The sequence below is a fragment of the Microbacterium sp. NPDC055455 genome (assembly GCF_053619935.1).
Window position 1 is genome coordinate 976,514 of the sequence record NZ_JBSHLB010000001.1, and the last position, 20,442, is coordinate 996,955.

Below are 20,442 nucleotides of genomic sequence, written 5' to 3' on the forward strand. Positions count from 1 at the left end.
ATTCCTGCTCGTCGGAATCGTGTGCGCGGCCGGACTGGTGATCCCCATCGTGCTCGGGTACGCCGACCCTGGGCGTCGACGCCGGCCCCGGGGTCGCTGAGCCGACCGGCCGCACGCCGCGGGACCCGAGGACGTCTTCGCCCGGCAGGCTCCAGCGCTGAGGGGACCGGCCGAGCCTCAGAACTCGGGGACGTCTTCGCCCGGCCGGCCCTTGGACCGCGTCCGCACGTCGCTGACGGCGCCACCCAGCGAGCCCGAGCGGTGGTCGATCACGTCTCGGTACCCGAGACGCGCGCCTTCGCTGCGCCGTTGCGTCGCCTGGGTGACGGGCCGCACCTCGCCCGCCAGGCTCAGCTCGCCGACCACGGCGATATGGCGGGGAATCGTCCATCCTTCGACCGCGCTGGCCACGGCGAGCGCGATCGCGAGGTCGGCCGCCGGTTCGGCGAATCTCACTCCGCCGACCGTCGAGACGTACACGTCCTGATCCGAGGTCTTGATCTTCATCCGCTTCTCGAGCACCGCCAGCACGGTCGCCACGCGGGCGGCGTCGACCCCGTTCACGATGCGCCGCGGGTTGCCCGACTTGCTGTCGATCGTCAGCGCCTGCACCTCGACGGGCAGCGCGCGCCGGCCCTCCAAGGCGATCGAGACGCACGTGCCGGGCTCGGTGCTGCCGTGGCCGAGGAACAGGGCGCTGGGGTCGGGGACCTCGGCGATGCCCGCGCCGGTCATGTCGAAGCATCCGACCTCGTCCGTCGGGCCGAAGCGGTTCTTGAGCGCGCGCACGAACCGCAGCGACGTCTGCCGGTCGCCCTCGAACTGGCACACGACGTCGACCAGGTGCTCCAGGATGCGGGGCCCCGCGATCGAGCCGTCCTTGGTGACGTGGCCCACGATGATCGTGGGGATCCCGCGCTCCTTCGCGACGCGGATGAGCGTCGCCGCCACCTCGCGCACCTGCGACGGATGCCCCGCCATGCCCTCGGACAGGGCCGACGACACCGTCTGCACGGAGTCGACGATCAGCAGGTCGGGGGCGACGTCGTCGACGTGGCCGAGGATGGTCGCCAGGTCGGTCTCGCTCGCCAGGTACAGCTCGTCGTGGAGGGCGCCGGTGCGCTCGGCGCGCAGCCGCACCTGAGCGGTCGACTCCTCGGCGCTCGCGTAGAGCACGCGGCGCCCTTCGCGGGCGGACTGCGCCGCCACCTCGAGCAGCAGCGTCGACTTGCCGACGCCCGGCTCGCCGGAGAGCAGGATCGCCGCACCCGGAACGAGGCCGCCGCCGAGCACCCGGTCGAACTCACCGACCCCGGTCGTGCGGCGCGGCGCGTCGGACGTGTCGATGCGGGTGATGGGCTGCGCGGCGCGGGCCGCGCCGGGCGAGACCGGTGTGATCGAGCGGAGGATGCCGGTCTGCTCGGCCGCCTCGACGACGGTGCCCCACTGCTGGCATTCGCCGCAGCGGCCCACCCACTTGATCGTCGTCCAGCCGCATTCGGTGCAGCGGTAGGGCGCGGTCTGCGTCGGGCGTCGGGCTGCGGGCATGGGCCCAGCGTAGGCGCCCGCGGGGACATCGCCGGCGCGCGTCGCCGGGGTTCGTCAGGCGCGCAGCGAGTCGGCCACCTTCTTGAGCGCATCGGCGGACGCGTGGAACAGCTCGAGCTCGCGGTCGTCGAACCTCGTCTCGCGGATCGGGACCGCGCCGGTCGCACTCACCACCGAGGGCACCGACAGGGCCACCCCGTCGACGCCGTGGAACCGGCTGAGCACCGTCGACACGGGCATGACCGCGCGCTCGTCGTTGAGGATCGCCTCGATGATGCGGGCGCTGGACAGGCCGATGGCGTAGTTCGTCGCACCCTTGCCCTGGATGACCTTGTAGGCGGCGTCGCGGACGTCGACGGCGATGCGGTCGAGCTCTTCGACGGTCATGCGATCGCCGCGAGGGGTGACCCAGTCCAGGATCGGCACGGTGCCGATCGTCGCCTTGGACCACAGCGGGAACTCGGTGTCGCCATGCTCGCCGACGATGTAGGCGTGCACGCTCGAGGTGGAGACGCCGGCGCGCTCGGCGAGCTTCCACCGCAGGCGTGACGTGTCGAGCACCGTGCCGGAGGCGAAGATGCGCTCGGGCGGCAGGCCGGTGTCCTCCTGCGCGAGCACGGTGAGCACGTCGCACGGATTGGTGACGATGACATAGATCGCGTTCGGGGCCGCGTCGAGCAGCTGCGGCATCATCTTCTGCATGATCCCGGCGTTCACGCCGGCGAGTTCGATGCGAGTCTGCCCCGGGTGCTGCTTGGCGCCGGCCGTGATGACCACGACGTGCGAGCCCTCGACGACCGACAGGTCGCTGCCTCCGACGATGTCGCTCGAGCCGGTGAACTGCGTCCCGTGGGCGAGGTCGAGCACCTCGGCCTCGACCTTCTCGGTCGCGATGTCGTAGAGCGCGACGTGCCGCGCGGACCCCCGGATCAGCGCCGCGTAGGCCGCGCTGGACCCCACGCTGCCGGCTCCGACGATGGTGACTTTCGAGTTCTCGATCACAGCCATGCCGCCAGTCTGGCAGTGCGGGACGCGGTGCGGCCAGCGCCGGTGGCCGTGAGTATGGCGACGGCGAGCGGATGCCCCGGCCCGGCCGGGCCGGGGCATCCGTCGCCCGTCACGCGGGCGGTGTGTCGGCGGCGGTCTCGGGATTGCGGATGCCCAGGAACGACGTGATCCCGCCCGCGATCATGAGCGCGGCCGTCACGATCGCCGCGCGGTGGAAGCCGTCGAGGTCGAGCGCGCCGCCGACGATCGTGGCGAGCAGGGCGATCGCGATGAGGCCCGCGACGCGGGCGACGGCGTTGTTGACCGCGGACGCGATGCCGGAGCGCTCCGGTCCGATCGAGCCCAGGATCGCCGACGTCAGCGGCGCCACCGTGAGCGCCAGTCCCGCGCCCAGGACGACCATGCTCGGAAGCACCTGCCACCAGTAGGAGAAGTCCGTGCTCACGGTGAGCAGGAGCAGGGCGCCGGCGCCCATCGTGATCGGGCCGACGGTCATGAACAAGCGCGGACCCCACCGGCCGCTGAGCGTGCCCACGCGTGAGCTGAAGAGGATGAGGAGGATCGTCGTGGGCAGGCTCGCGAGCCCCGCGAGCGTGGCGGAGAGGCCGGCGCCCTCCTGCAGGTAGACCACCACGACCATGCCGTTGAGGGCGAGGGCGCCGTAGATGAACGTCGTCGCGATGTTGCCCGCCGAGAAGTTGCGGACCCGGAAGAGGTCCAGCGGCAGGATCGGGCTGCGCACCCGCCGCTGGCGCAGGATGAACAGCACGAACAGCACTGCGCCGAGCAGGAGCGGCACCCAGATCGCGGGAGAGGACCAGCCCAGGTGGGGCTGCTCGATGAGCGCGTAGACCATGCCGCCGAGGCCGAGGGTGCACAGGGCCGCGCCGAGCCAGTCGATCGAGGCATCCCGGTGCCGGGTGTCACGGAAGCCGCCCCGCGCGAGCAGCACCAGCGTCGCGCCGATCGGGAACACGTTGATGAGGAACGCCAGCCGCCACGACGCCAGGTCGACCAGGAGGCCTCCGATGAGGGGGCCGACGATCATCGCCGAGGTCGTCATCGCCGTCCAGACGCCGATGGCGCGGCCCTGCGCCCCGCCGGAGAAGTTCGACGTGATGAGCGCGAGTGAGCTCGGCACGAGGAACGCGCCCGCGGCACCCTGCACCGCTCGCGCGACGATCAGGAACTCGGCCGTCGGCGCGACCGCGATCGCGAGGGATGCCACGCCGAAGCCGATGAGCCCGATGCGGAGCACCAGCACGCGACCGTAGGCGTCGCTCACGGATCCCGCGACCAGGATCAGCGCGCCGAGGGTGATGAGGTAGGCGTCGACGACCCACTGCTGCGTCCGGAGGCCGCCGCCGAGCTCGTCGCTGATGGCGGGGAGGGCGACGTTGACGATGGTGCCGTCGAGGAAGGCCACGAAGGATCCGAGGATCGCGATCCACAGCACGAACCGCTGCGTCGTCGACATCGGATCGGTGACGGTCTGCTCGGCCCCGGATTGCTCGTGCGTCACGACCCCCACGCTAGACCCGCCCGGCGACACGGCGGTCGGTCCGCGCGACCCCGTGTGCGCGGATTCGCGGCATCCGTCCGCGTGTCGTAAGCTTGTCGGCGGTGACGTGTCCGAGCGGCCGAAGGTGCAACTCTCGAAAAGTTGTGTAGGGTAACCCCCTACCGTGGGTTCAAATCCCACCGTCACCGCCATTTTGGGCCAGATCGACTTCCTTCTCGGACAGTCTCGATCTGGCCCATTCCTTTGGTTCGGTCTCGTTCCTTCTCGGATGTGGGAACCGCCGCGGTCAGGGGTCTTCCCGAGGCGATGAGAGACACTTAGAGCGACCGTGTCGAGCGGGAACGAGACCGACTCAGCCGCCGAGCAGTGCTACGAGCCGCCCGCGCCCGACGATGACGTCGACGCCATGAAGCGCTTCAACGGAGCCGTACCGCGCCCGGACCCCGCGCGCTTCAAGCATGGGGGCGGTCATGCGGCTACCCAGTCGTCGCCGAGATAGGCGGCGATGACTCTGGGATCGCGGCCGACGGTGTCCGGGTCGCCCTGTGCCAGGAGACGCCCGGCGTCCAACACGACGACGCTCACTGGGATCGACTGGGCGCCAGGGCTCGGTCGCAGCTGCTGGCGGAGTCTCGCTAGTCGCCGTCAGCTCGCGCCGAGAAGGTAGTCGGCGACCGCGCGGGAGAGCTGTTCGAGGAAGACCTCGTCGGAGAGCGGACGAGGCGACTCGAAGTCCGAACCGTGCGTGATGCGCCGGGCCGTCATCGAGTAGAGCATCCGGAACGCGAAGTCGGCGGCCGTTTCGGGATCGGGATGCCGGAAGTCGTCTCGGCAGGCGAGCAGCGCGGCCTCGAACTGCTTGGCGACGCGCTGCGAGCCGTCGCGGCCGCGAACGAAGATCTCCGGGTCCTCGGGGCCGCGGCGCATGAACGCCCGGAGGATGCCGGCGTTCGCGAGCATCTGTGCCGATGTCTTGGTGACGACCTGCTCGATGTGTGCACGGGCTCCGCCGGGAGGCACGGAGGTCGGCGCGAGCCACACCTCCTCGCGGTCCATCCGGTCCATCTCCTGAGCGTGGATCGCGAGGAGCAGGGCTTCGCGGCTCGGGGCGCGTAGGTAGATCGATCCGACGGAGACACCGGCCCGTTTGCTTACCGCCTGGACGGTGAATCCGGGGAAGCCCTCCTCCTCGAGGATCTCCCGACCTGCCTGGAGCACGCGTGCGTAGGCCTCCTGGCTGCGCCGCTGCACCGGCTGGCGGATCTGGGAGTCGGTCTCAGACATCGGTTTCATCGTAGGCGTGCGCTCGAGGTGCTTGTCAGATCCGTGCTTGACAGCGTCGACATGGATGCTCACAATCTAACTAGAACACAGGTTCGTGTTCTAGTTCAATGAGGAACGAGGAAGCAGTGACCCCCACCGTTACCACCGCGGTCGCCCCCGGAGCATTCGGTCTCGGGACCTTCGCGGCCTCGGCTCAGACGTTCGTCGGGATGCTGCGCGATGGTCTCGTCTACGACACCCGCCCGTTCCTAGGACGGGACGCCACGATCCGCAGCCTCCTGCAGGACTGGGACGCCGCGATCGACACGCTCATCGAGGTTGCCCCGGCGCTCACGGGCGGAATTTCGCCCGACGCGCTGGAAGTGCTCCCTCCGGTGCAGCCGGTGGGTCAGATCCTGTGCGCGGGCGCGAACTATCGCGTCCACGTGGAGCAGATCGTGCAGAGCACGCTCCGCAATGCGGGTGACCCGCGCAGTGACGAGGAGTTGCACACCTTTGCGCTGGAGGCTGTTGAGCGACAGGCGCAGTCGGACCCGTTCATGTTCGTCGGGCTGCCCTCCGCCGTCTCCGGCGCCCACGACGACGTGATCCTCTGGACTCCCGGCGGCCAGCACGACTGGGAGCTCGAGCTCGGTGTCATCCTCAAGACGGCGGCGCATCGGATCTCGCCCGAAGAGTCGTTCGACCACATCGCGGGCTACGTGATGAGTAACGACATCACGGTGCGAGACGTGATGTCGCGTTCGAATGTGCCGTTGACCGACTTCGTCACCTCGAAGAACCGTCCGACCTACTTCCCGACAGGTCCGGTCATCCTGCCGTCTCGGTTCGTCTCGGACTACCGCCGGCTGAGGATCACACTGAAGGTCAATGGCGAGACGATGCAGGACGAACTGGTCGCCGACATCATCCACGGCGTCGAGAAGTGCGTCAGCTATGCCTCGCACTCGGCGCGCCTGTCGGCCGGCGACATGATCCTGACCGGGTCACCGGCCGGCAACGCCGGCAAGCACGGCAACCGCTGGCTCCGGCCCGGTGACGTCATGGAGGCGAGCGTCACCGGCCTCGGCACTCAAGTCACGCGGTGCGTCGCACCGCCCCAGTAAGACCCCCATCATCGACGAAGGAGTCACCAGAAAATGTCAGAGATCCTGCTCTCGCAGCTCGCGCACGTCGAGCTGTTCAGCCCGAAGCCCGAAGAGACCGTCGCGTGGATGAAGGAGATCTTCGGCCTCGAAGAGACCACGCGCGAGGGTCAGTCCGTCTACCTCCGCGGCTGGGCGGAATGGCTGCATTCCAGCCTGATCGTCACCGAGGCCAAAGAGTCCGGTATCGGCCGCATCGGCTGGCGCACCTATGGGGCAGAAGACCCCGAGACGATCGCCAAGCGCCTGCAGGATAGCGAAGAGCACGTCGGCTGGGTCGACGACTGGACCGGCCACGGCCGCACCTACCAGTACCGCTCGGCGTTCGGCCGCCACCTTCACGAGGTGTTCTGGGATGTCGATCTGTACGAGGCGCCCGAAGACAAGAAGGACCACGCCGTTCCCAACCGCCCACAGAAGATCCCGACCAGCGGCGGATCCGCCGTGCGGTATCTCGACCACGTCACGATGCCTAGCGCGAACATGGGGGGCGACATCGAGTTCTACAAGAAGCTCGGCGCGCGCCACACCGCCGAGACCGAGGTCGAGCCCGGCTTCTCGGTGTTCTCGACCCTCACCTGCAACGGCATCCGCTCAACCCACGACATCGCGCTCGTCCCCGACTTCAGCGGCATGACCGGTCGCGGCCACCACATCGCCTTCCGCGTCGACCAGCGCGTCGACGTCGAGCGCATGGCCGAGATCGCAGTCTCACACGGCACCCCGATTGAGCTCGGCCCCGGCGTGCACGGCATCGATGAGATCACCTACCTCTACCTCCGCGAGCCGGGCGGCTTCCGTATGGAGGTCAACTCCGGCGGCTGGGTCAACAGCATGCCCGACTGGGAACCCAAGACCTACCAGGCCGCCGGCGGCAACCCGGGCCAGTCGATCTATCGCAACGTCACGATGCCCGAATCCTTCTACGAGGCGTGGCCGCTGCCGCCCAAGGAGGCCGCAGAGAAGGAGCAGGCGGCGGTCAACTCTGAAGAGCTTGCCGACTTCTTCCAGCAGAAGCCCCAGGGCGTCTGACCGCTGGCGCGAGACCCGTACCGCTGAAAGTTCAACCGAGATCGATGACGATCTCAGAGAAGGAGACCGCAATGGCTGCGGTGAAGAAGGTGGCGATCGCCGGCAGTGGCGTCGCCGCAATGGCGGCAGCGATCCAGCTGGCCAAGCTCGGCGTCGGTGTGGAGGTCTTCGAGAAGAAGCCCGAACTGTCTCCGCTGGGCTCGGGTATCACGCTGCAGGGCAATGCCTTGCGGGCGCTCGGCCAGCTCGGCGTCTGGAATCAGGTGCTGGAGCAGGGGTATCCGGCCGAAGGCCTGGTCATCAGGGCACCCGGCCCGGGCGCTCCGGTCGTCATGTCCCTGCCCGAAGCGAAGACGGGAGGCCCTGACTACCCGGCTTCGTTGGGGATGTATCGGCCGGATCTGACCCGCATCCTCTACGCGGCCGCTGTCGCGCAGGGTGTGACCTTTCACTTCGGCGCGGAGCTCACCGGTCTCGCGGACCGGGGGGAGCAGGTCGAGCTGAAAGTCAACGGCGAGCCGGCCGGGGCGTTCGACCTGCTCATCGGGGCCGATGGCCTCCACTCGACGGTGCGTGAGCTGATCGGCATCGACGTCCGACCCCAGCGGACGGGAATGGGCGCGTGGCGGGCTTTCGTGTCGCGGCCCTCCGAGGTCGTGTCCTCGGAGGTGATCTACGGCGGACCGGTCTACATCGCCGGCTACACGCCCACCAGCGAAGACGCGATGTACGCCTTCCTCGTCGAGCCGGCCCAGGATCGTTCTGCCCTTTCGGACGAGGAACACGCACGTCTCATGTACGAGACATCCCTGCCGTACGACGGGCCGTGGAACGCGATCCGGGCCGATCTGCTCAACTCGCCGCAGGTGAACTACACGTGGTTCACGTCGCACCTCGTCCCGGATGCCTGGAATCGGGGGCGGGTCGTGATCATCGGCGATGCGGCCCACAGCTGCCCCCCGACGATCGCCCAGGGGGCGGCGCAGGCCCTCGAGGACGCACTCGTCCTCACCGAAATCCTCGAGTCACACGACCGGCTGGACCAGGCGCTGTGGGATGAGTTCCACGCCCGTCGCCTCCCGCGTGCGGCCACCGTGGTCGAGGCCTCGGTGCAGGTGGGGCAGTGGCAGATCGACGGTGACCAGCACGCGGACATCGGTGGCCTCGTCTACGCGGTCGCACAGAAGATGGCGCTACCGGCGTGAGCCGGCGGCGCTCTACGAAGATTCGCGGGGCCGTCGGGCGGCGGCGGCCCCGCCAAACCATCGGATAGCGACTACGAGGAGATGACAGTGACGACAGCAGAGGCACCCCCGGGGGACGATCTCCGCGACGTCGCGCTGGCCGTGCTGCGGCATGCCGGACTGCTCGACGAGGAGCCCACGGTCCAACCCCTGGCCGGTGGAGTCTCGAACGACGTCGTCGTGGTGCGGACGGCGCAGAGCGCGTTCGTGGTGAAGCGCGCACTGCCGCGGCTGCGGGTCGCGGAGGTGTGGGAAGCGTCGGCGGAGCGCTCCTACACCGAGGCCGCGGCGCTGCGGTGGGCTCACGGCGTGGCCCCGGACGCCGTACCCGGCGTCATCGCCGTCGACCGCGAGCACAATGTGCTCGTCATCGAGCTCGCCCCCGCTGGATACGGCGACTGGAAGCAGCAGCTGCTGGCCGGCGACGTTCGAGCGGATGTCGGCACGCGGCTGGGCGCCGTCCTGGCCGCGTGGCAGGTGGCGTCGGCATCCGATCCCGCGATTCTCGCGGAGTTCGACGACCAGGAAGCGTTCGGCCAGCTGCGCGTGAAGCCCTTCTACGCGGTCGCGGCAGAGCGCAACCCCACGGCCGCGCCGGTCATCGCGACGCTGGTCGAGCGGATGGCCGGCACCCGCGTGGCTCTCGTGCACGGCGACTTCTCGCCCAAGAATGTTCTGGCCGAGCCGCCCGTCGGCGGCGGCCTCTGGGTGATCGACTGGGAGGTCGCCCACACCGGGGATCCGCTGTTCGACGTGGCGTTTCTCCTGCACCACCTGATCTGCAAGATCATCGTCCGGCCCGACCGCCGACACGAACTGATGGCTACGGCGGAGAGCTTCGTGCAGACCTATTCCGACCACACGCGGGCGGCCCTCGGCGCCCTCGACCATCGCTATCTGCTCGCCCACGCAGGAGCGCTTCTGCTGGCGCGGGTCGACGGCAAGTCGCCGGTCGACTACTTCTCTCCAGCGCAGTGCGACCGAGCTCGTGCGCTGGCCCTGAACGTGCTGCGCGAGGCTCCTGACGGACTCGCTGAATTCTGGAGGATGACGAGTGTCTGACGCGATCGAGACGATCACCGCCTTCGAGGCGCTGGACTCACGGGGCCGTCCCACGGTGGGCTGCACGGTCGTGACGCGGCAAGGTGCCCGCGGCCGTGCGATCGTGCCATCCGGCGCCTCCACCGGCTCCCACGAGGCGCGAGAGCTGCGCGACGGCGGCGACCGCTACGGCGGGTACGGCGTCCGGCGAGCAGTCGCCAACGCGGAAGGCGAGCTGCTCGAGGCGGTGCGCGGAATCGACGTCACTGACCAGGGTGCCGTCGACATCGCGCTCAGGGCGGCCGACGGTACGGCGGACGGCGGTCGGCTCGGAGCCAACGCGATCCTCGCGGTCTCGGTCGCCGCTGCGCAAGCAGCCGCGGCCTCCCGCGGCCTCCCGCTCTACGCCGCCGTCAGCGATGGGCCTCGCACGCTCCCGATGCCGATGATCAACATCATCTCCGGCGGCGCGCACGCCGCTCGCGCGCTCGATGTCCAGGACTTCCTCGTCGTCCCCGTCGGTGCCTCGACGTTCGCCGAGGCGATCGAGACCGTCTCCCGTGTCCGCGCCGCCACCGGGGAAGTGCTGCGCGAGCGCGGTGCGACCTGGGCGCTCATCGCTGACGAGGGCGGCTACGGTCCGCAGCTGGCGTCGAACCGGGAGGCGCTCGAGGTGCTCTCGACGGCCTTCGAACGCGCCGGTCTCACCCCGGGTGATGACATCGCCATCGCCATCGACGTGGCCGCGACGCAGTTCCACTCCCCATCCGACGGCACCTACATCTGGGAGACCGAGGACCGCCGGATGCGTGCCGACGAGCTCGTCGAGGAACTCGCTGCCTGGTCAGCGGACTTCCCGATCGTCTCCATCGAAGACGCGCTCGCTGAGGACGACTGGGTCGGCTGGCGTACGGCGACGGAGCGGCTCAGCGGTATCCAGCTCCTCGGCGACGATCTTTTCGTGACGTCGCCCGATCGGCTACGCCGGGGCATCGACGAAGCGGTTGCCAACGCCGTGCTCGTCAAACCGAACCAGATCGGCACTCTGAGCGAGGCGCGCGAGGTCGTCGAGATCGCGCACGCCGCCGGCTACGCCACAGTGCTGTCGGCGCGTTCGGGGGAGACCGAGGACCATTGGCTGGCCGATCTCGCCATCGGATGGAACACCGGTCAGCTCAAGATCGGCTCCACGATGCGCTCCGAGCGCACGGCGAAGTGGAACCGCGTGCTCGAGATCGAGCGCGAGCTCGGCGACGACGTCGCCCTCGCCCGGCCCACATTCGGGACAGGCTCCTGACATGGCGACGATCGTGATCACGGACATCGCCTGGCCGAGCCCGGCCATCGAATCCGAGCTGGCGCGCGCAGCCGGCCACGAGATCCTGCCGGCGGAGTCCGACGAGCACCTGCTGACCCTCGCCCCGCAAGCGGATGCCATTCTCACCTGCTTCCGCCGGGTGCCGGCGCAGGTTCTCGACGCTGCGGGTCGGTGTCTCACGGTCGCCCGCTACGGGGTCGGCGTCGACAACATCGACGTCGCCCGTGCGACCGAGCTCGGCATCCTCGTCAGCAACGTCCCCGAGTTCTGCACCGAGGAGGTCGCCGACCACACCCTCGCGCTCACCCTCGCGACCCTCCGCAACCTGGTTCCTGCCTCCGATGCGACCCGCGGCGGCGGCTGGACGCCCGCGCCTGCGTACCCGTCCCGACGGCTCCGCGGCCTCGTGTTCGGAATCGTCGGGTTCGGCGCCACCGGCCGCGCGGTGGCAGAGCGCGCCGCGGCCTTCGGGTTCGAGGTCGTCGTCTCCTCTCGCGCGCTCGCGGCCGAACCCGGTGCGGCGCCGCCACCGGTGGCCCGCGTGGTCGGTCGCGATGAGCTGCTGCGCCTCGCGGATGTCGTGTCTCTCCACGTCCCGCTCAACGCCGAGACCCGTCATCTCGTCAGCGCCGAGGAGCTCGGGATGATGAAGGACGGCGCGCTGCTGATCAATGTCGGACGGGGAGGTCTCGTCGACACCGAGGCGCTTCGCCCCGAGCTCGAACGTGGCCGGCTGCGGGTGGCGCTCGACGTCACCGACCCGGAGCCCCTTCCTGCAGACCACTGGCTCCGGTCGAGCCCGGCCGCAATCATCACGCCCCACGTCGCGTTCGCCTCGGACGGCTCCCTCGTCGAGCTGGCCACGAAGGCGACGTCCAACGCGCTCGCCGTCCTCGCGGGCCAGCGCCCGGCATCCATCGTCAATCCCGAGGTCCTCACCTCGGACCTCCTCCGCATCACCCCGCAGTAACCCCGATCAGAACGCACTCGACGAAGAGAGCAGGTCTTTCATGAACAACAACTCCACCGAGCCCGTCGCCGTCATCGGCGCCGGTCCCGCCGGCATCGCGACCGCCCTGGCCATGCATGCCGTCGGGATCCCCGTGCAGCTGTACGAGCGCTACGCAGAACCGCGCGCGGCCGGCAACATCGTCAACCTCTGGCCACCGGCCGTTCACGCGCTCGAGCAGATCGGCGTCGACGTCGACGACATCGGGGCATTCTGCGAGTCGGAGTTCCGCAACTCCCGCGACAAGGTGCGCGCGCGGGTGAAGTTCCCACCGTCGGTCGTCGAGAAGTACGGTAACGGCGGCTTCATCGGACTCACCCGCCCCGACCTCTACGAGCGCATGGTCGATGCCCTCCCGCCCGGCATCCTCGTCGGAAACAAGCAGGTCGTCGGGATCGAGGACGAGGGCGATCACGTCGTCGTCCGCTTCCAGGACGACACGAGCATCACCACGCCACTCGTCGTGGGCGCCGACGGGATCAACTCGGTCGTCCGCGAGATCGTCTGGGGCCTTCCCCCGATCCGCGAGCACAACCTCCACGTCATCGGCGGCTTCACTTTCGACCTGCCCGCCGCTGTCAACCCGCGAGAGGCGATTCTCCGCCATTCCCGCACGGTGCAGGCCAGCCACACCGGCATCCGCAGCAAGGGCCGCGACGGCGCGGAATGGTGGGTACTGCAGGCCTGGGACGCGCAGAAGCCAGCCCCGGTCGATCTCAAGGCCCACGCGCTCTCCCTCGCGAAGGGATTCCCTCCTCAGATGGCGGAGCTCATCGCGAACACGTCAGAAGAGCACATCTTCCGGTGGCCGATCCGCGACCGCGGAGACGTTCCCAAAGTGTGGAGCAAGGGGCGTGTCACCTTTGCGGGCGATGCCGTGCACGCCACCAGCCCCTACGCCGCCTATGGCGCGGGCATGTCGATCGTCGACGGCTACTTCCTGGGCCAGACGCTCAACGGCGTCGACCTCAGCGACGCGGCCGCCCTTCAGAAGGCGCTCGCGCGCTACGAGGAACTCCGCGTCGAGCACACGGCCGGACAGGTGAAGCAGGCGTACATGCTGGGTCGCAACTTCCACCACGTCCCGGCACCCATGCGACCTCTTCGCGACGCCATCTTCGACCACACCAAATTCCTGCAGAAGGTGGTCGGCGACTCCAACCCGGCCGAGATCAGCGCGCAGCTCGACATCATGGGGGCGGACATCCACACGCCCGCGCCGGTCACATCCGCAGCGCGCTGAGCGCGGCATCCGATCCCGCCGCTCCCGCCCGTGTCAGCCGGGCGGGAGCGGTGGTTCCACGTGGAGCACGTTGTTCATCAGCGCGACTTTGACGTACTGCGCGCCCACGAACACGGCCTCCACAGCGCCCCGGGCGCCCAGCCCATCGTGGATGCGTTGCCAGAGCTCGTCGCCCACCGCTCCACGGTCGCTCAGGGCGTCGGCCAGCTCGAGCATCGCGCCCTCCAGTCCGGCCACCTTCACCTCGCTTGACCGCAACGCGGTCACGTCCGACGCCGAGATCCCCGCTCCCGCGGCGAAGAGCTGCAGGTGCACCCGCCATTCCGCGGTCGCGCCGTAGTTGTGCAGGACGCGCAGGATGAGCAGCTCCCTCAGGCGTGGCGTCAGTTCCGTCGCGTTGAGCACGCGCGCCGTCGCTCCTTTGAGATCGGCCAGCGCCGCCGGAGAGTGGGCGACCACCCCGAACAGCTCCAGAGGCCGGCCGTCGGGGAGCCGGTACGCGTCGAGAGCGGCCTCCGCGACCGGTTCGACTCTTCTGCGCGAGGACACGGACATGCTGGCTCCTTCGTGTGCGGATGATGTAACCTACCACCCAGACGGTAGGGAGCGCCGTCTGCACCGTCAGAGAGGTCGGATCGTGCACCACAACGACATCGCTCATGCATTGCTCGATCGCTATTACACCGACGCGGATCGGCTGGCCGACCGAGGCGTGGCGTCGCCCGACGACATCGATCTCGCGATGCGGCTCGGCGCCGGGTACCCCGCCGGCCCCTTCGAGGCGCGGGCAGGGCAACCCTCCGCCGCTCCGGATTCCCGCACGGTGGCGACGTCGGCCTGGTCGTCCGTGGTGATCGTCGGCACGGGCCACATGGCGTCCGGTATCGCCGAAGCCGTGGCCCGCGCGGGCAGCGCGGTCACGGTGATAGGCCGTGGCGCGGCATCCCTCGACCGCTCGCGGGCCGCGGTCACCGCCAACCTCGACCGGTCGGTGGGCCGCGGGCGCCTTTCGGCTCAGGATGCCGCAGCCGTCGTGGACAGGATCGGATTCCTGTCGGGCATCGATGCCCTGCCGGACGACACTGAGGTCGTCATCGAGGCGGTCGCCGAAGACCTCGCCGTCAAGCAGTCCGTGCTCGCGCAGATCGACCGATCGGCCCGGTCGGAAGCCGTCCTGGCGACGAACACGAGTTCGTATCGGGTCGCCGACGTCATGTACGACGTGTCGACGCAGCGGCGCACGCTGGCTCTGCACTTCTTCAACCCTGCAGCGGTGATGAAGCTCGTCGAGGTCGTGCCCGGGCCGGCGAGCGAATCCGTCGCCGCGGCGGCGGCGGACTGGGTGCGATCGCTCGGCAAAGCCCCGGTGCGCAGCGCCGACACCCGCGGCTTCATCGTCAATCGACTCCTGATCCCGTACCTCAACGATGCCGCGCGTCTGCACGAAGGCGGCCGACAGATCGCCGACATCGACGCCGCGATGACGGGCGTCGCCGGACTGCCCATGGGGCCCTTCGCCCTGCTCGACCTCATCGGGCTCGACGTCACGGTCGCGGCGCTTCGCTCGATGGCCGAGGCGGAGCCGGGCGAAGAACGACTGGTCCCCGCCGACATCCTCAGCCAGCTCGTCGCCGACGGCCGTCTTGGCCGCAAGAGCGGCGCGGGCTTCTACTCCCAGGGAGACATCCATGCACGATGACCTGCGCGAACGCACCCGGATCTTCATCGACGGGCGCTGGACGGCGCCGCTCGGCACCGAGCCGCCGATCGAGGTGACGGATGCCGCGACCGGCGGCCGGCTCGGCACGGTCCCGGCCGGCGGCGCCGGCGACGTCGATCGCGCGCTGGCCGCAGCGCAGGCTGCCGGCGACGAGTGGCGGCGCACCGATCCTGCGGAGCGGGCCGCCGCGCTGGAGGCCGTGCGCGATCATCTGTCGGCGCGCCTCGACGAGATCGCGGAGGTGATCAGTCTCGAGGTCGGAACCCCGGCCAACATCTCCAAGAAAGTGCAGGTCGGTCTGCCCCTGGCGACACTCCAGGGCTTCGCGGATGCCGCGCGGGCGTTCGCCTGGGAGCGCGCCGTCGGCAACTCCGCCGTGCTGCGCGAGGGCGCCGGCGTCGTCGCGGCGATCACGCCGTGGAACTACCCGCTGCACCAGCTCGTCGGCAAGGTAGGCGGCGCTCTGGCGGCGGGCAGCACCGTGGTGGCAAAGCCCGCCAGCGAGGCGCCGCTGGCGGCCTTCGCCTTGGCCGATGCCATCGAGGCGGCCGGCCTCCCCGCCGGCGTGTTCAACCTCGTGAGCGGAGGCGGGGCTGCCGTCGGCGAGGCGCTGGCCGGCGACCCGCGTGTCGACCTGGTCTCGTTCACCGGCTCGACCGCGGTGGGCGCACGCATCGCCGCCCTTGCCGCCGCGAACGTGACCCGCACGAGCCTCGAGCTCGGCGGAAAGTCGGCGAGCATCGTGCTCGACGACGCCGACCTCGAACGTGCCATCCGCTCCAGCGTGGGCAACGCCTTTCTCAACTCGGGGCAGACGTGCTCCGCATGGACCCGACTGGTCGTCCCTCGGGCGCTGCAGGACCGGGTGATCGAGATCGCGATCGCGTCGGCCGAGCGGCTCCGGCTCGGCCATCCTCTCGAGGACACCACGCGCCTCGGCCCCCTGGTGTCGGCGGCGCAGCAGCGCTCGGTCCGCGCGCACATCGACCGGGGTGTCGGGCTTGCCCGGCTCGTCACCGGAGGCTCGCAGCAGCCCGCCGCGCTCGACAGCGGCTTCTACGTCGCGCCGACGATCTTCGCCGACGTCGACAACTCCTCCCCGCTCGGTCAGGAGGAGATCTTCGGCCCGGTGCTGTCGATCATCCCGTTCGACAGTGAGGAGCAGGCGGTGGCCATCGCCAACGACAGTCCCTACGGACTCTCCGGCGGGGTGTGGAGCGTGGACGAGGACCGCGCGGCGGCGGTCGCGCGCCGCATCCGGACCGGTCAGGTCGATATCAACGGCGCGGCGTTCAACCCGGTCGCCCCGTTCGGCGGCGTGAAGTCGTCGGGGTACGGGCGCGAGTTCGGTGAGTTCGGGATCGAGGAGTTCACGGTGACGAAGGCGATCCAGCGATGAGCGCTGCCCACCTCGAGATCATCAGCCGGTACTACGACGGCTGCTCCACGGGTGACGTGCCACTCATGCTCGAGACGCTGCATCCTGATGTCGTCCACTACTTCCTCGCGCCGAACGTCGGCTCCGCACCGGTGGCGGGAGCCGAGCACCTGGCGCGGTACTGGCGCAAGGTCACCGGCATGATCGGCGCCACGTGGGTGGTCGACCACATCCTCGACGGTGTCGACGAGGCGGTGATCGAGTGGACGATGTCATGGATGCCGGCGGCCGGTGACGGGCCGGTCGCCACGAGGGGCGCGGAATGGTTCGTGTTCCGCGACCGTCTCATCTCGGAGATCCGCTCGTACTATCAGCAGCGACCCGAGACGACGGAGCTCGACGCCTTCCCGTATGCGGAACGGGACTACTCCACGGCCGGGCGACTGGCCAGCGCCATCCACCAGCCGCAGCCGAACAGGAGCGCCCGATGAGCATCGACGTCCACATCCACGAGCGGCGCGCGACGATCACGATCGATCGCCCCGACCGCATGAACGCGCTCGACGAGCCGACCCGGCTGGCCCTCGCCGAAGCCATCCGCGGATGCGGGAGCGACCCGGAGGTCGGTGCCATCGTCATCACGGGCGCCGGCCGCGCCTTCTGCGCGGGCCAGGACCTGGCTGCCGTCCACGAGCTCGACGATGCGCACGACACCGTCGCGCGCACCTACAACCCGATCGCCGCGGCGATCGCGGACACCGCGGTCCCCGTCATCGCCGCGGTGAACGGCGCCGCCGTCGGCGCGGGCATGGGCATCGTGCTCGCGTGCGACGTCGTCCTCATGTCCGAGAAGGCATCGCTCGCCTGCGTCTTCGGGAAGGTAGGGCTGGTGCCCGACACGGGCACGTCGTGGCAGCTGGTGCGCAGCGTCGGCTATCTGCAGGCCTTCGAGCTGGCGACGACGGGACGCCGGATCGGCGCCGAGGAGGCGCTCGCGCTGCGCCTCGCGTCGGAGGTCGTCGCGCCCGAGACTCTGCTGACGCGGGCGCACGAGCTCGCCGGCCGCCTGGCGAGCGGTCCGCGTGTGGCGCAGGAGCTCACCAAGCGCCTGCTCCGGACCGCTCAGGTCGCCACGCCGGCGGAGACGATGGAGCACGAGGCCGTCAGTCAGGGCATCGCCGCACGCGACGGTGAGCACCTGCGTCTGCGGGCGGCGTTCCTCGAACGATGACGGCGGCCGCGTCCCGACGCCCGGGATCGCCTGCGATATCGTGACTGCACATCAGGGGAGAGAATTCGTGAGCACCTCAGACGGACGACGGCCGATCACGTCACGGATGTCGGGCGACGCACGTCGCGCGCAGATCCGCGAGGTGGCCGCGGGGCTCTTCGACCGTTCCGGCTATCGCGACACGTCGATGGACAGGATCGCCGACGAGGTCGGCATCAAGAAGGCGTCGCTGTACTACTACTTCCCGAGCAAGGACCGCCTGCTCATCGAGATGCACGACGAGATGATCGAGCTCATCATCGCGTCGCATGAGGCGCGGAGGGAAGCCGGTGCCCCCACCGCGTCCGACCTGCTGCTCGGGATGATGACCGACATCATCTCCCTCCAGGAGACGCACCCCGGCTCACTGCGGGTCTTCTTCGAGCATTTCAAGGAGATCCCCGAGCCCGAACGCACGCGCGTCATGGATCGTCGAGCGGTCTACGAGCGGTACCTGCGCGAGGAGCTCCAGCGCGGGATGGACGACGGCGAGTTCAAGCAGCTCGACATCCGGTTCGCGACCTTCGCGATCCTCGGCATGGCCAACTGGTCGTATCAGTGGTTCCGGCCCGGGGGCGGCGCGACCGCCGAGCAGGTGGCGCGAGCCTTCTGGTCCATGCTCAGCGACGGTATCGCGGCTACTTGACCGCGATGGGGTTCACCGGTGAGCCCACCGCGCCCGTGAAGGGCAAAGGCTGCGCTGCGAGGAGGAACTCGTAGGTGCCGTCGAGGGCGCAGTCCGCGGCGAGTCGGTCGAGGTCCCACATCTCGCCGAGCAGCAGTCCCACATGCGGCAGGAGCACCTGGTGCAGGGGCTGCATCGAGTTCGGGAACTCGTTCGGGCGCACCTCCACGCCCCAGGTGTCTGTCGCCACGGCGGCGATCTCGCGGGCGTGCAGCCATTCCGCCGTCGTGAAGGACAGCCCCGGCGCGGGGCCGCCGGCGTACGTGCCCCAACCGATGCCGCGGCGTACGCGCGTGAGCTGACCGGTCCTCACGAGCAGGATGTCGCCGCGCCCGACCGCCGACGAGGCGCCCTGGGCCTCGATTGTGGTGTCGAGATCGGCGGGCGTGATGGCGTATCCATCCGGCAGTTCCCCACCGGCGAGGACACGGCCGACGTCGAGGAGCACGCCTCGACTGACCATCGGCTCCGACACGTGCTCGATGCCGGTCGCGAGGTCGCCCTCGCTGGTCACCGTGCGGGCGGCCACGCGGTTGTTCCACCCGATGCCGTGGTCGAACACGTGGCCGAGACCGTCCCACTGCGTCGAGCACTGTAGGGGCATGAAGACGCAGTCGTCGGCCACCGAGAGTCCATGCGGCAGGCCCATGATCTCGGCGGTGTCCAGGCCGGTGCTCGTCATCGTGTGGACGGGATTGACACGTCGCTTCCAGCCGTTCTGTGGGCCGTCGTTGTCGAACGGGAGCGACAGCGAGAACGTCTCGCCGCGCCTCACGAGCGATGACGCCGCGACGCGCTTGTCGGCGTCGATGAAATTGACGGTGCCGCGCGCATCGTCGGGGCCCCATCGATCCCAGTTGCTGACACGCGCCGATACCGACGCGATCGCCGCCTCGGCATCCGCGCCGTACGCGGCGACGGCGGGTGTGGTGTTGTCGGTCATGCGGTCTTCCTCAGGGTGATGCGCTCCATCAGCCGCGGACCGAAGAGCGCCTGCGCGCTCCCGGACGTGACGGCGGCGCGCGCGGCGCGGTCGTCGAGCGCTGCTTCGATGCGGTCGATCGGGTCGTCGACGCCCATGTCGAACGGGTAGTCGCTTCCGAGCGTGACGTGGTCCTCGCCGACGCTCTCGACGAGGAATCTCAGGGCGGGGGACGTGTAGACGAGCGCGTCGAACCACATCCGGCGCAGGTACCAGCTCGGCGGGTGCTCGCAGGTGCGGGCATCCTGGCGCTGATGCCACGCGTGGTCGGCGCGGCCGCTGTAGCTGGGCAGCCAGCCGCCGGCATGCGCGGCCCACACTCTGAGCCCGGGGAACCGGTCGAGCACTCCGCCGAAGATGAGCCGAGACAGCGCGAGCGACGTCTCGGTCGGGTTGCCGACGTGGTTGAACATGTAGCCGACGTCGAGGCGCGCCCCGAGGCTGCAGCCCCAGGGGTGGATGAGCACCGGGACGTCGAGCGCCACCGCCGTCTCCCAGAACTCCCAGAGCGAGGGGTGGTCGAGCTCCGTTCCGGGGGCTGCGGTCGTCGAGATCTGCACGCCGATCGCCCCGAGATCCTCGACCGCAGTGCGCAGCTGGCGCACCGCGAGGTCCGGAAGGTGGAGGGCGACGGTCGCGACGGGCACGAGCCGGTCCGGCTCCTGACGGCAGAAGTCGGTCACGGCCCTGTTCGCTTCGTCGATGTAGCGTTCGGCCAGGGGCCGCTCCATCCACGGACGCGCGATCGGCGTGGCGCTCACGGTTTGCACGTCGACCCGCGCCGCATCCATGGCGGCGAGCCGCTCGGCCAGCGAGGTGAGCCTCCGCCCGAGAGCCGCGAACTGCTCCCGGTTGTACGCCGCCGAGGCGGCACCGAGGGCCTGCCCATCGGCGGCCAACTGGTCGGCGAAGCCGGCTTCGCCGACCAGCAGCCGGTCGGCGTCGGGGGTCCCCAGATGAGCGTGGACATCGATCGTTCTCACAGTCCGAGACCTCCCTTGGCTTCTTCTCGC

General features: G+C 69.6%; 20 protein-coding genes and 1 tRNA gene. 13 read left to right on the forward strand and 8 right to left on the reverse strand.

Annotated features, from left to right (window positions below; genetic code table 11):
- Nucleotides 1-177 precede the first annotated feature (177 nt).
- The 3 genes from radA to ACWGUG_RS04365 form a co-directional block, all read right to left on the reverse strand.
- Nucleotides 178-1,548: a DNA repair protein RadA gene (radA, locus tag ACWGUG_RS04355; protein WP_378879851.1), complete on the reverse strand. Its 1,371-nt coding sequence runs from the start codon at nt 1,546-1,548 to the stop codon at nt 178-180.
- A gap of 54 nt (nt 1,549-1,602) precedes the next feature.
- The gene (locus tag ACWGUG_RS04360; protein WP_452323930.1) at nt 1,603-2,556 is read right to left on the reverse strand and encodes an L-lactate dehydrogenase; all 954 of its coding nucleotides are present in this window, start codon (nt 2,554-2,556) and stop codon (nt 1,603-1,605) included.
- 109 nt (nt 2,557-2,665) lie between these two features.
- Entirely contained in the window at nt 2,666-4,033 is a 1,368-nt protein-coding gene (locus ACWGUG_RS04365) for an MFS transporter (RefSeq protein ID WP_452324193.1), read from the reverse strand.
- A gap of 145 nt (nt 4,034-4,178) precedes the next feature.
- Here ACWGUG_RS04365 and ACWGUG_RS04370 point away from each other — a divergent pair.
- Nucleotides 4,179-4,269, forward strand: a tRNA-Ser gene (locus tag ACWGUG_RS04370).
- A gap of 277 nt (nt 4,270-4,546) precedes the next feature.
- On the opposite strand, the gene ACWGUG_RS04375 is transcribed toward ACWGUG_RS04370, so the two are convergent.
- Both ACWGUG_RS04375 and ACWGUG_RS04380 read right to left on the reverse strand, forming a co-directional pair.
- Nucleotides 4,547-4,663, reverse strand: coding sequence for an ABC transporter ATP-binding protein C-terminal domain-containing protein (locus ACWGUG_RS04375; RefSeq protein ID WP_442928272.1), 117 nt, complete (start codon nt 4,661-4,663; stop codon nt 4,547-4,549).
- Between the two features lie 60 nt (nt 4,664-4,723).
- Nucleotides 4,724-5,362 carry a TetR/AcrR family transcriptional regulator gene (locus ACWGUG_RS04380; RefSeq protein WP_336393746.1) on the reverse strand — a complete coding sequence of 213 codons (639 nt, stop codon included), beginning with the start codon at nt 5,360-5,362 and terminating at the stop codon, nt 4,724-4,726.
- A 125-nt stretch (nt 5,363-5,487) separates the two neighbouring features.
- Between ACWGUG_RS04380 and ACWGUG_RS04385 the strand changes: the two genes are divergently transcribed.
- The 7 genes from ACWGUG_RS04385 to ACWGUG_RS04415 all read left to right on the forward strand — a co-directional run bounded on the left by ACWGUG_RS04385 (nt 5,488) and on the right by ACWGUG_RS04415 (nt 13,394).
- The gene (locus ACWGUG_RS04385) at nt 5,488-6,468 is read left to right on the forward strand and encodes a fumarylacetoacetate hydrolase family protein (RefSeq protein ID WP_452323931.1); all 981 of its coding nucleotides are present in this window, start codon (nt 5,488-5,490) and stop codon (nt 6,466-6,468) included.
- A 33-nt stretch (nt 6,469-6,501) separates the two neighbouring features.
- Nucleotides 6,502-7,539, forward strand: coding sequence for a VOC family protein (locus tag ACWGUG_RS04390; RefSeq protein WP_452323932.1), 1,038 nt, complete (start codon nt 6,502-6,504; stop codon nt 7,537-7,539).
- 71 nt (nt 7,540-7,610) lie between these two features.
- On the forward strand, nt 7,611-8,744 hold the full coding sequence (locus ACWGUG_RS04395; protein ID WP_452323933.1) for an FAD-dependent monooxygenase: 1,134 nt from the start codon (nt 7,611-7,613) through the stop codon (nt 8,742-8,744).
- Nucleotides 8,745-8,831: 87 nt separating this feature from the next.
- On the forward strand, nt 8,832-9,845 hold the full coding sequence (locus tag ACWGUG_RS04400; RefSeq protein ID WP_452323934.1) for a phosphotransferase family protein: 1,014 nt from the start codon (nt 8,832-8,834) through the stop codon (nt 9,843-9,845).
- Nucleotides 9,838-11,121 (forward strand): phosphopyruvate hydratase, encoded by a 1,284-nt coding sequence (eno, locus tag ACWGUG_RS04405; protein WP_452323935.1) that lies wholly within the window; start codon nt 9,838-9,840, stop codon nt 11,119-11,121. The genes ACWGUG_RS04400 and eno overlap by 8 nt, the downstream gene beginning before the upstream one ends.
- 1 nt (nt 11,122) lies before the next feature.
- Entirely contained in the window at nt 11,123-12,112 is a 990-nt protein-coding gene (locus ACWGUG_RS04410; protein WP_452323936.1) for a C-terminal binding protein, read from the forward strand.
- Between the two features lie 40 nt (nt 12,113-12,152).
- Entirely contained in the window at nt 12,153-13,394 is a 1,242-nt protein-coding gene (locus ACWGUG_RS04415) for an FAD-dependent oxidoreductase (protein WP_336393739.1), read from the forward strand.
- 33 nt (nt 13,395-13,427) lie between these two features.
- Here the strand turns inward: ACWGUG_RS04415 and ACWGUG_RS04420 are convergent, their stop codons facing one another.
- Nucleotides 13,428-13,949 carry a carboxymuconolactone decarboxylase family protein gene (locus ACWGUG_RS04420; protein WP_336393738.1) on the reverse strand — a complete coding sequence of 174 codons (522 nt, stop codon included), beginning with the start codon at nt 13,947-13,949 and terminating at the stop codon, nt 13,428-13,430.
- Nucleotides 13,950-14,031: 82 nt separating this feature from the next.
- Here ACWGUG_RS04420 and ACWGUG_RS04425 point away from each other — a divergent pair, with 82 nt between their 5' ends.
- The 5 genes from ACWGUG_RS04425 to ACWGUG_RS04445 all read left to right on the forward strand — a co-directional run bounded on the left by ACWGUG_RS04425 (nt 14,032) and on the right by ACWGUG_RS04445 (nt 18,408).
- Nucleotides 14,032-15,093: a 3-hydroxyacyl-CoA dehydrogenase NAD-binding domain-containing protein gene (locus ACWGUG_RS04425; protein WP_452323937.1), complete on the forward strand. Its 1,062-nt coding sequence runs from the start codon at nt 14,032-14,034 to the stop codon at nt 15,091-15,093.
- Entirely contained in the window at nt 15,083-16,513 is a 1,431-nt protein-coding gene (locus ACWGUG_RS04430) for an aldehyde dehydrogenase family protein (RefSeq protein ID WP_452323938.1), read from the forward strand. The genes ACWGUG_RS04425 and ACWGUG_RS04430 overlap by 11 nt, the downstream gene beginning before the upstream one ends.
- Nucleotides 16,510-16,983: a nuclear transport factor 2 family protein gene (locus ACWGUG_RS04435; protein WP_452323939.1), complete on the forward strand. Its 474-nt coding sequence runs from the start codon at nt 16,510-16,512 to the stop codon at nt 16,981-16,983. Before ACWGUG_RS04430 ends, ACWGUG_RS04435 begins: the two co-directional genes overlap by 4 nt.
- Nucleotides 16,980-17,723, forward strand: coding sequence for an enoyl-CoA hydratase/isomerase family protein (locus tag ACWGUG_RS04440; RefSeq protein WP_452323940.1), 744 nt, complete (start codon nt 16,980-16,982; stop codon nt 17,721-17,723). The genes ACWGUG_RS04435 and ACWGUG_RS04440 overlap by 4 nt, the downstream gene beginning before the upstream one ends.
- Nucleotides 17,724-17,790: 67 nt before the next feature.
- Entirely contained in the window at nt 17,791-18,408 is a 618-nt protein-coding gene (locus ACWGUG_RS04445; protein WP_452323941.1) for a TetR family transcriptional regulator, read from the forward strand.
- Here ACWGUG_RS04445 and ACWGUG_RS04450 read toward each other — a convergent pair.
- Both ACWGUG_RS04450 and ACWGUG_RS04455 read right to left on the reverse strand, forming a co-directional pair.
- A complete protein-coding gene (locus ACWGUG_RS04450) occupies nt 18,401-19,390 on the reverse strand; it encodes a cyclase family protein (protein WP_452323942.1) in 990 nt (329 codons plus the stop codon). The genes ACWGUG_RS04445 and ACWGUG_RS04450 overlap by 8 nt on opposite strands.
- Nucleotides 19,387-20,412, reverse strand: coding sequence for an amidohydrolase family protein (locus ACWGUG_RS04455; protein ID WP_452323943.1), 1,026 nt, complete (start codon nt 20,410-20,412; stop codon nt 19,387-19,389). The genes ACWGUG_RS04450 and ACWGUG_RS04455 overlap by 4 nt, the downstream gene beginning before the upstream one ends.
- Between the last annotated feature and the right edge of the window lie 30 nt (nt 20,413-20,442).

Coding starts and splice junctions, on each gene's coding strand:
- ACWGUG_RS04390 (WP_452323932.1), top strand. CDS start 6,502: ATGTCAGAGATCCTGCTCTCGCAGCTCGCGCACGTCGAGCTGTTCAGC.
- ACWGUG_RS04410 (WP_452323936.1), top strand. CDS start 11,123: ATGGCGACGATCGTGATCACGGACATCGCCTGGCCGAGCCCGGCCATC.
- ACWGUG_RS04395 (WP_452323933.1), top strand. CDS start 7,611: ATGGCTGCGGTGAAGAAGGTGGCGATCGCCGGCAGTGGCGTCGCCGCA.
- ACWGUG_RS04380 (WP_336393746.1), bottom strand. CDS start 5,362: ATGTCTGAGACCGACTCCCAGATCCGCCAGCCGGTGCAGCGGCGCAGC.
- radA (WP_378879851.1), bottom strand. CDS start 1,548: ATGCCCGCAGCCCGACGCCCGACGCAGACCGCGCCCTACCGCTGCACC.
- ACWGUG_RS04420 (WP_336393738.1), bottom strand. CDS start 13,949: ATGTCCGTGTCCTCGCGCAGAAGAGTCGAACCGGTCGCGGAGGCCGCT.
- ACWGUG_RS04430 (WP_452323938.1), top strand. CDS start 15,083: ATGCACGATGACCTGCGCGAACGCACCCGGATCTTCATCGACGGGCGC.
- ACWGUG_RS04360 (WP_452323930.1), bottom strand. CDS start 2,556: ATGGCTGTGATCGAGAACTCGAAAGTCACCATCGTCGGAGCCGGCAGC.
- ACWGUG_RS04450 (WP_452323942.1), bottom strand. CDS start 19,390: ATGACCGACAACACCACACCCGCCGTCGCCGCGTACGGCGCGGATGCC.
- ACWGUG_RS04440 (WP_452323940.1), top strand. CDS start 16,980: ATGAGCATCGACGTCCACATCCACGAGCGGCGCGCGACGATCACGATC.
- ACWGUG_RS04415 (WP_336393739.1), top strand. CDS start 12,153: ATGAACAACAACTCCACCGAGCCCGTCGCCGTCATCGGCGCCGGTCCC.
- ACWGUG_RS04435 (WP_452323939.1), top strand. CDS start 16,510: ATGAGCGCTGCCCACCTCGAGATCATCAGCCGGTACTACGACGGCTGC.
- ACWGUG_RS04365 (WP_452324193.1), bottom strand. CDS start 4,033: ATGTCGACGACGCAGCGGTTCGTGCTGTGGATCGCGATCCTCGGATCC.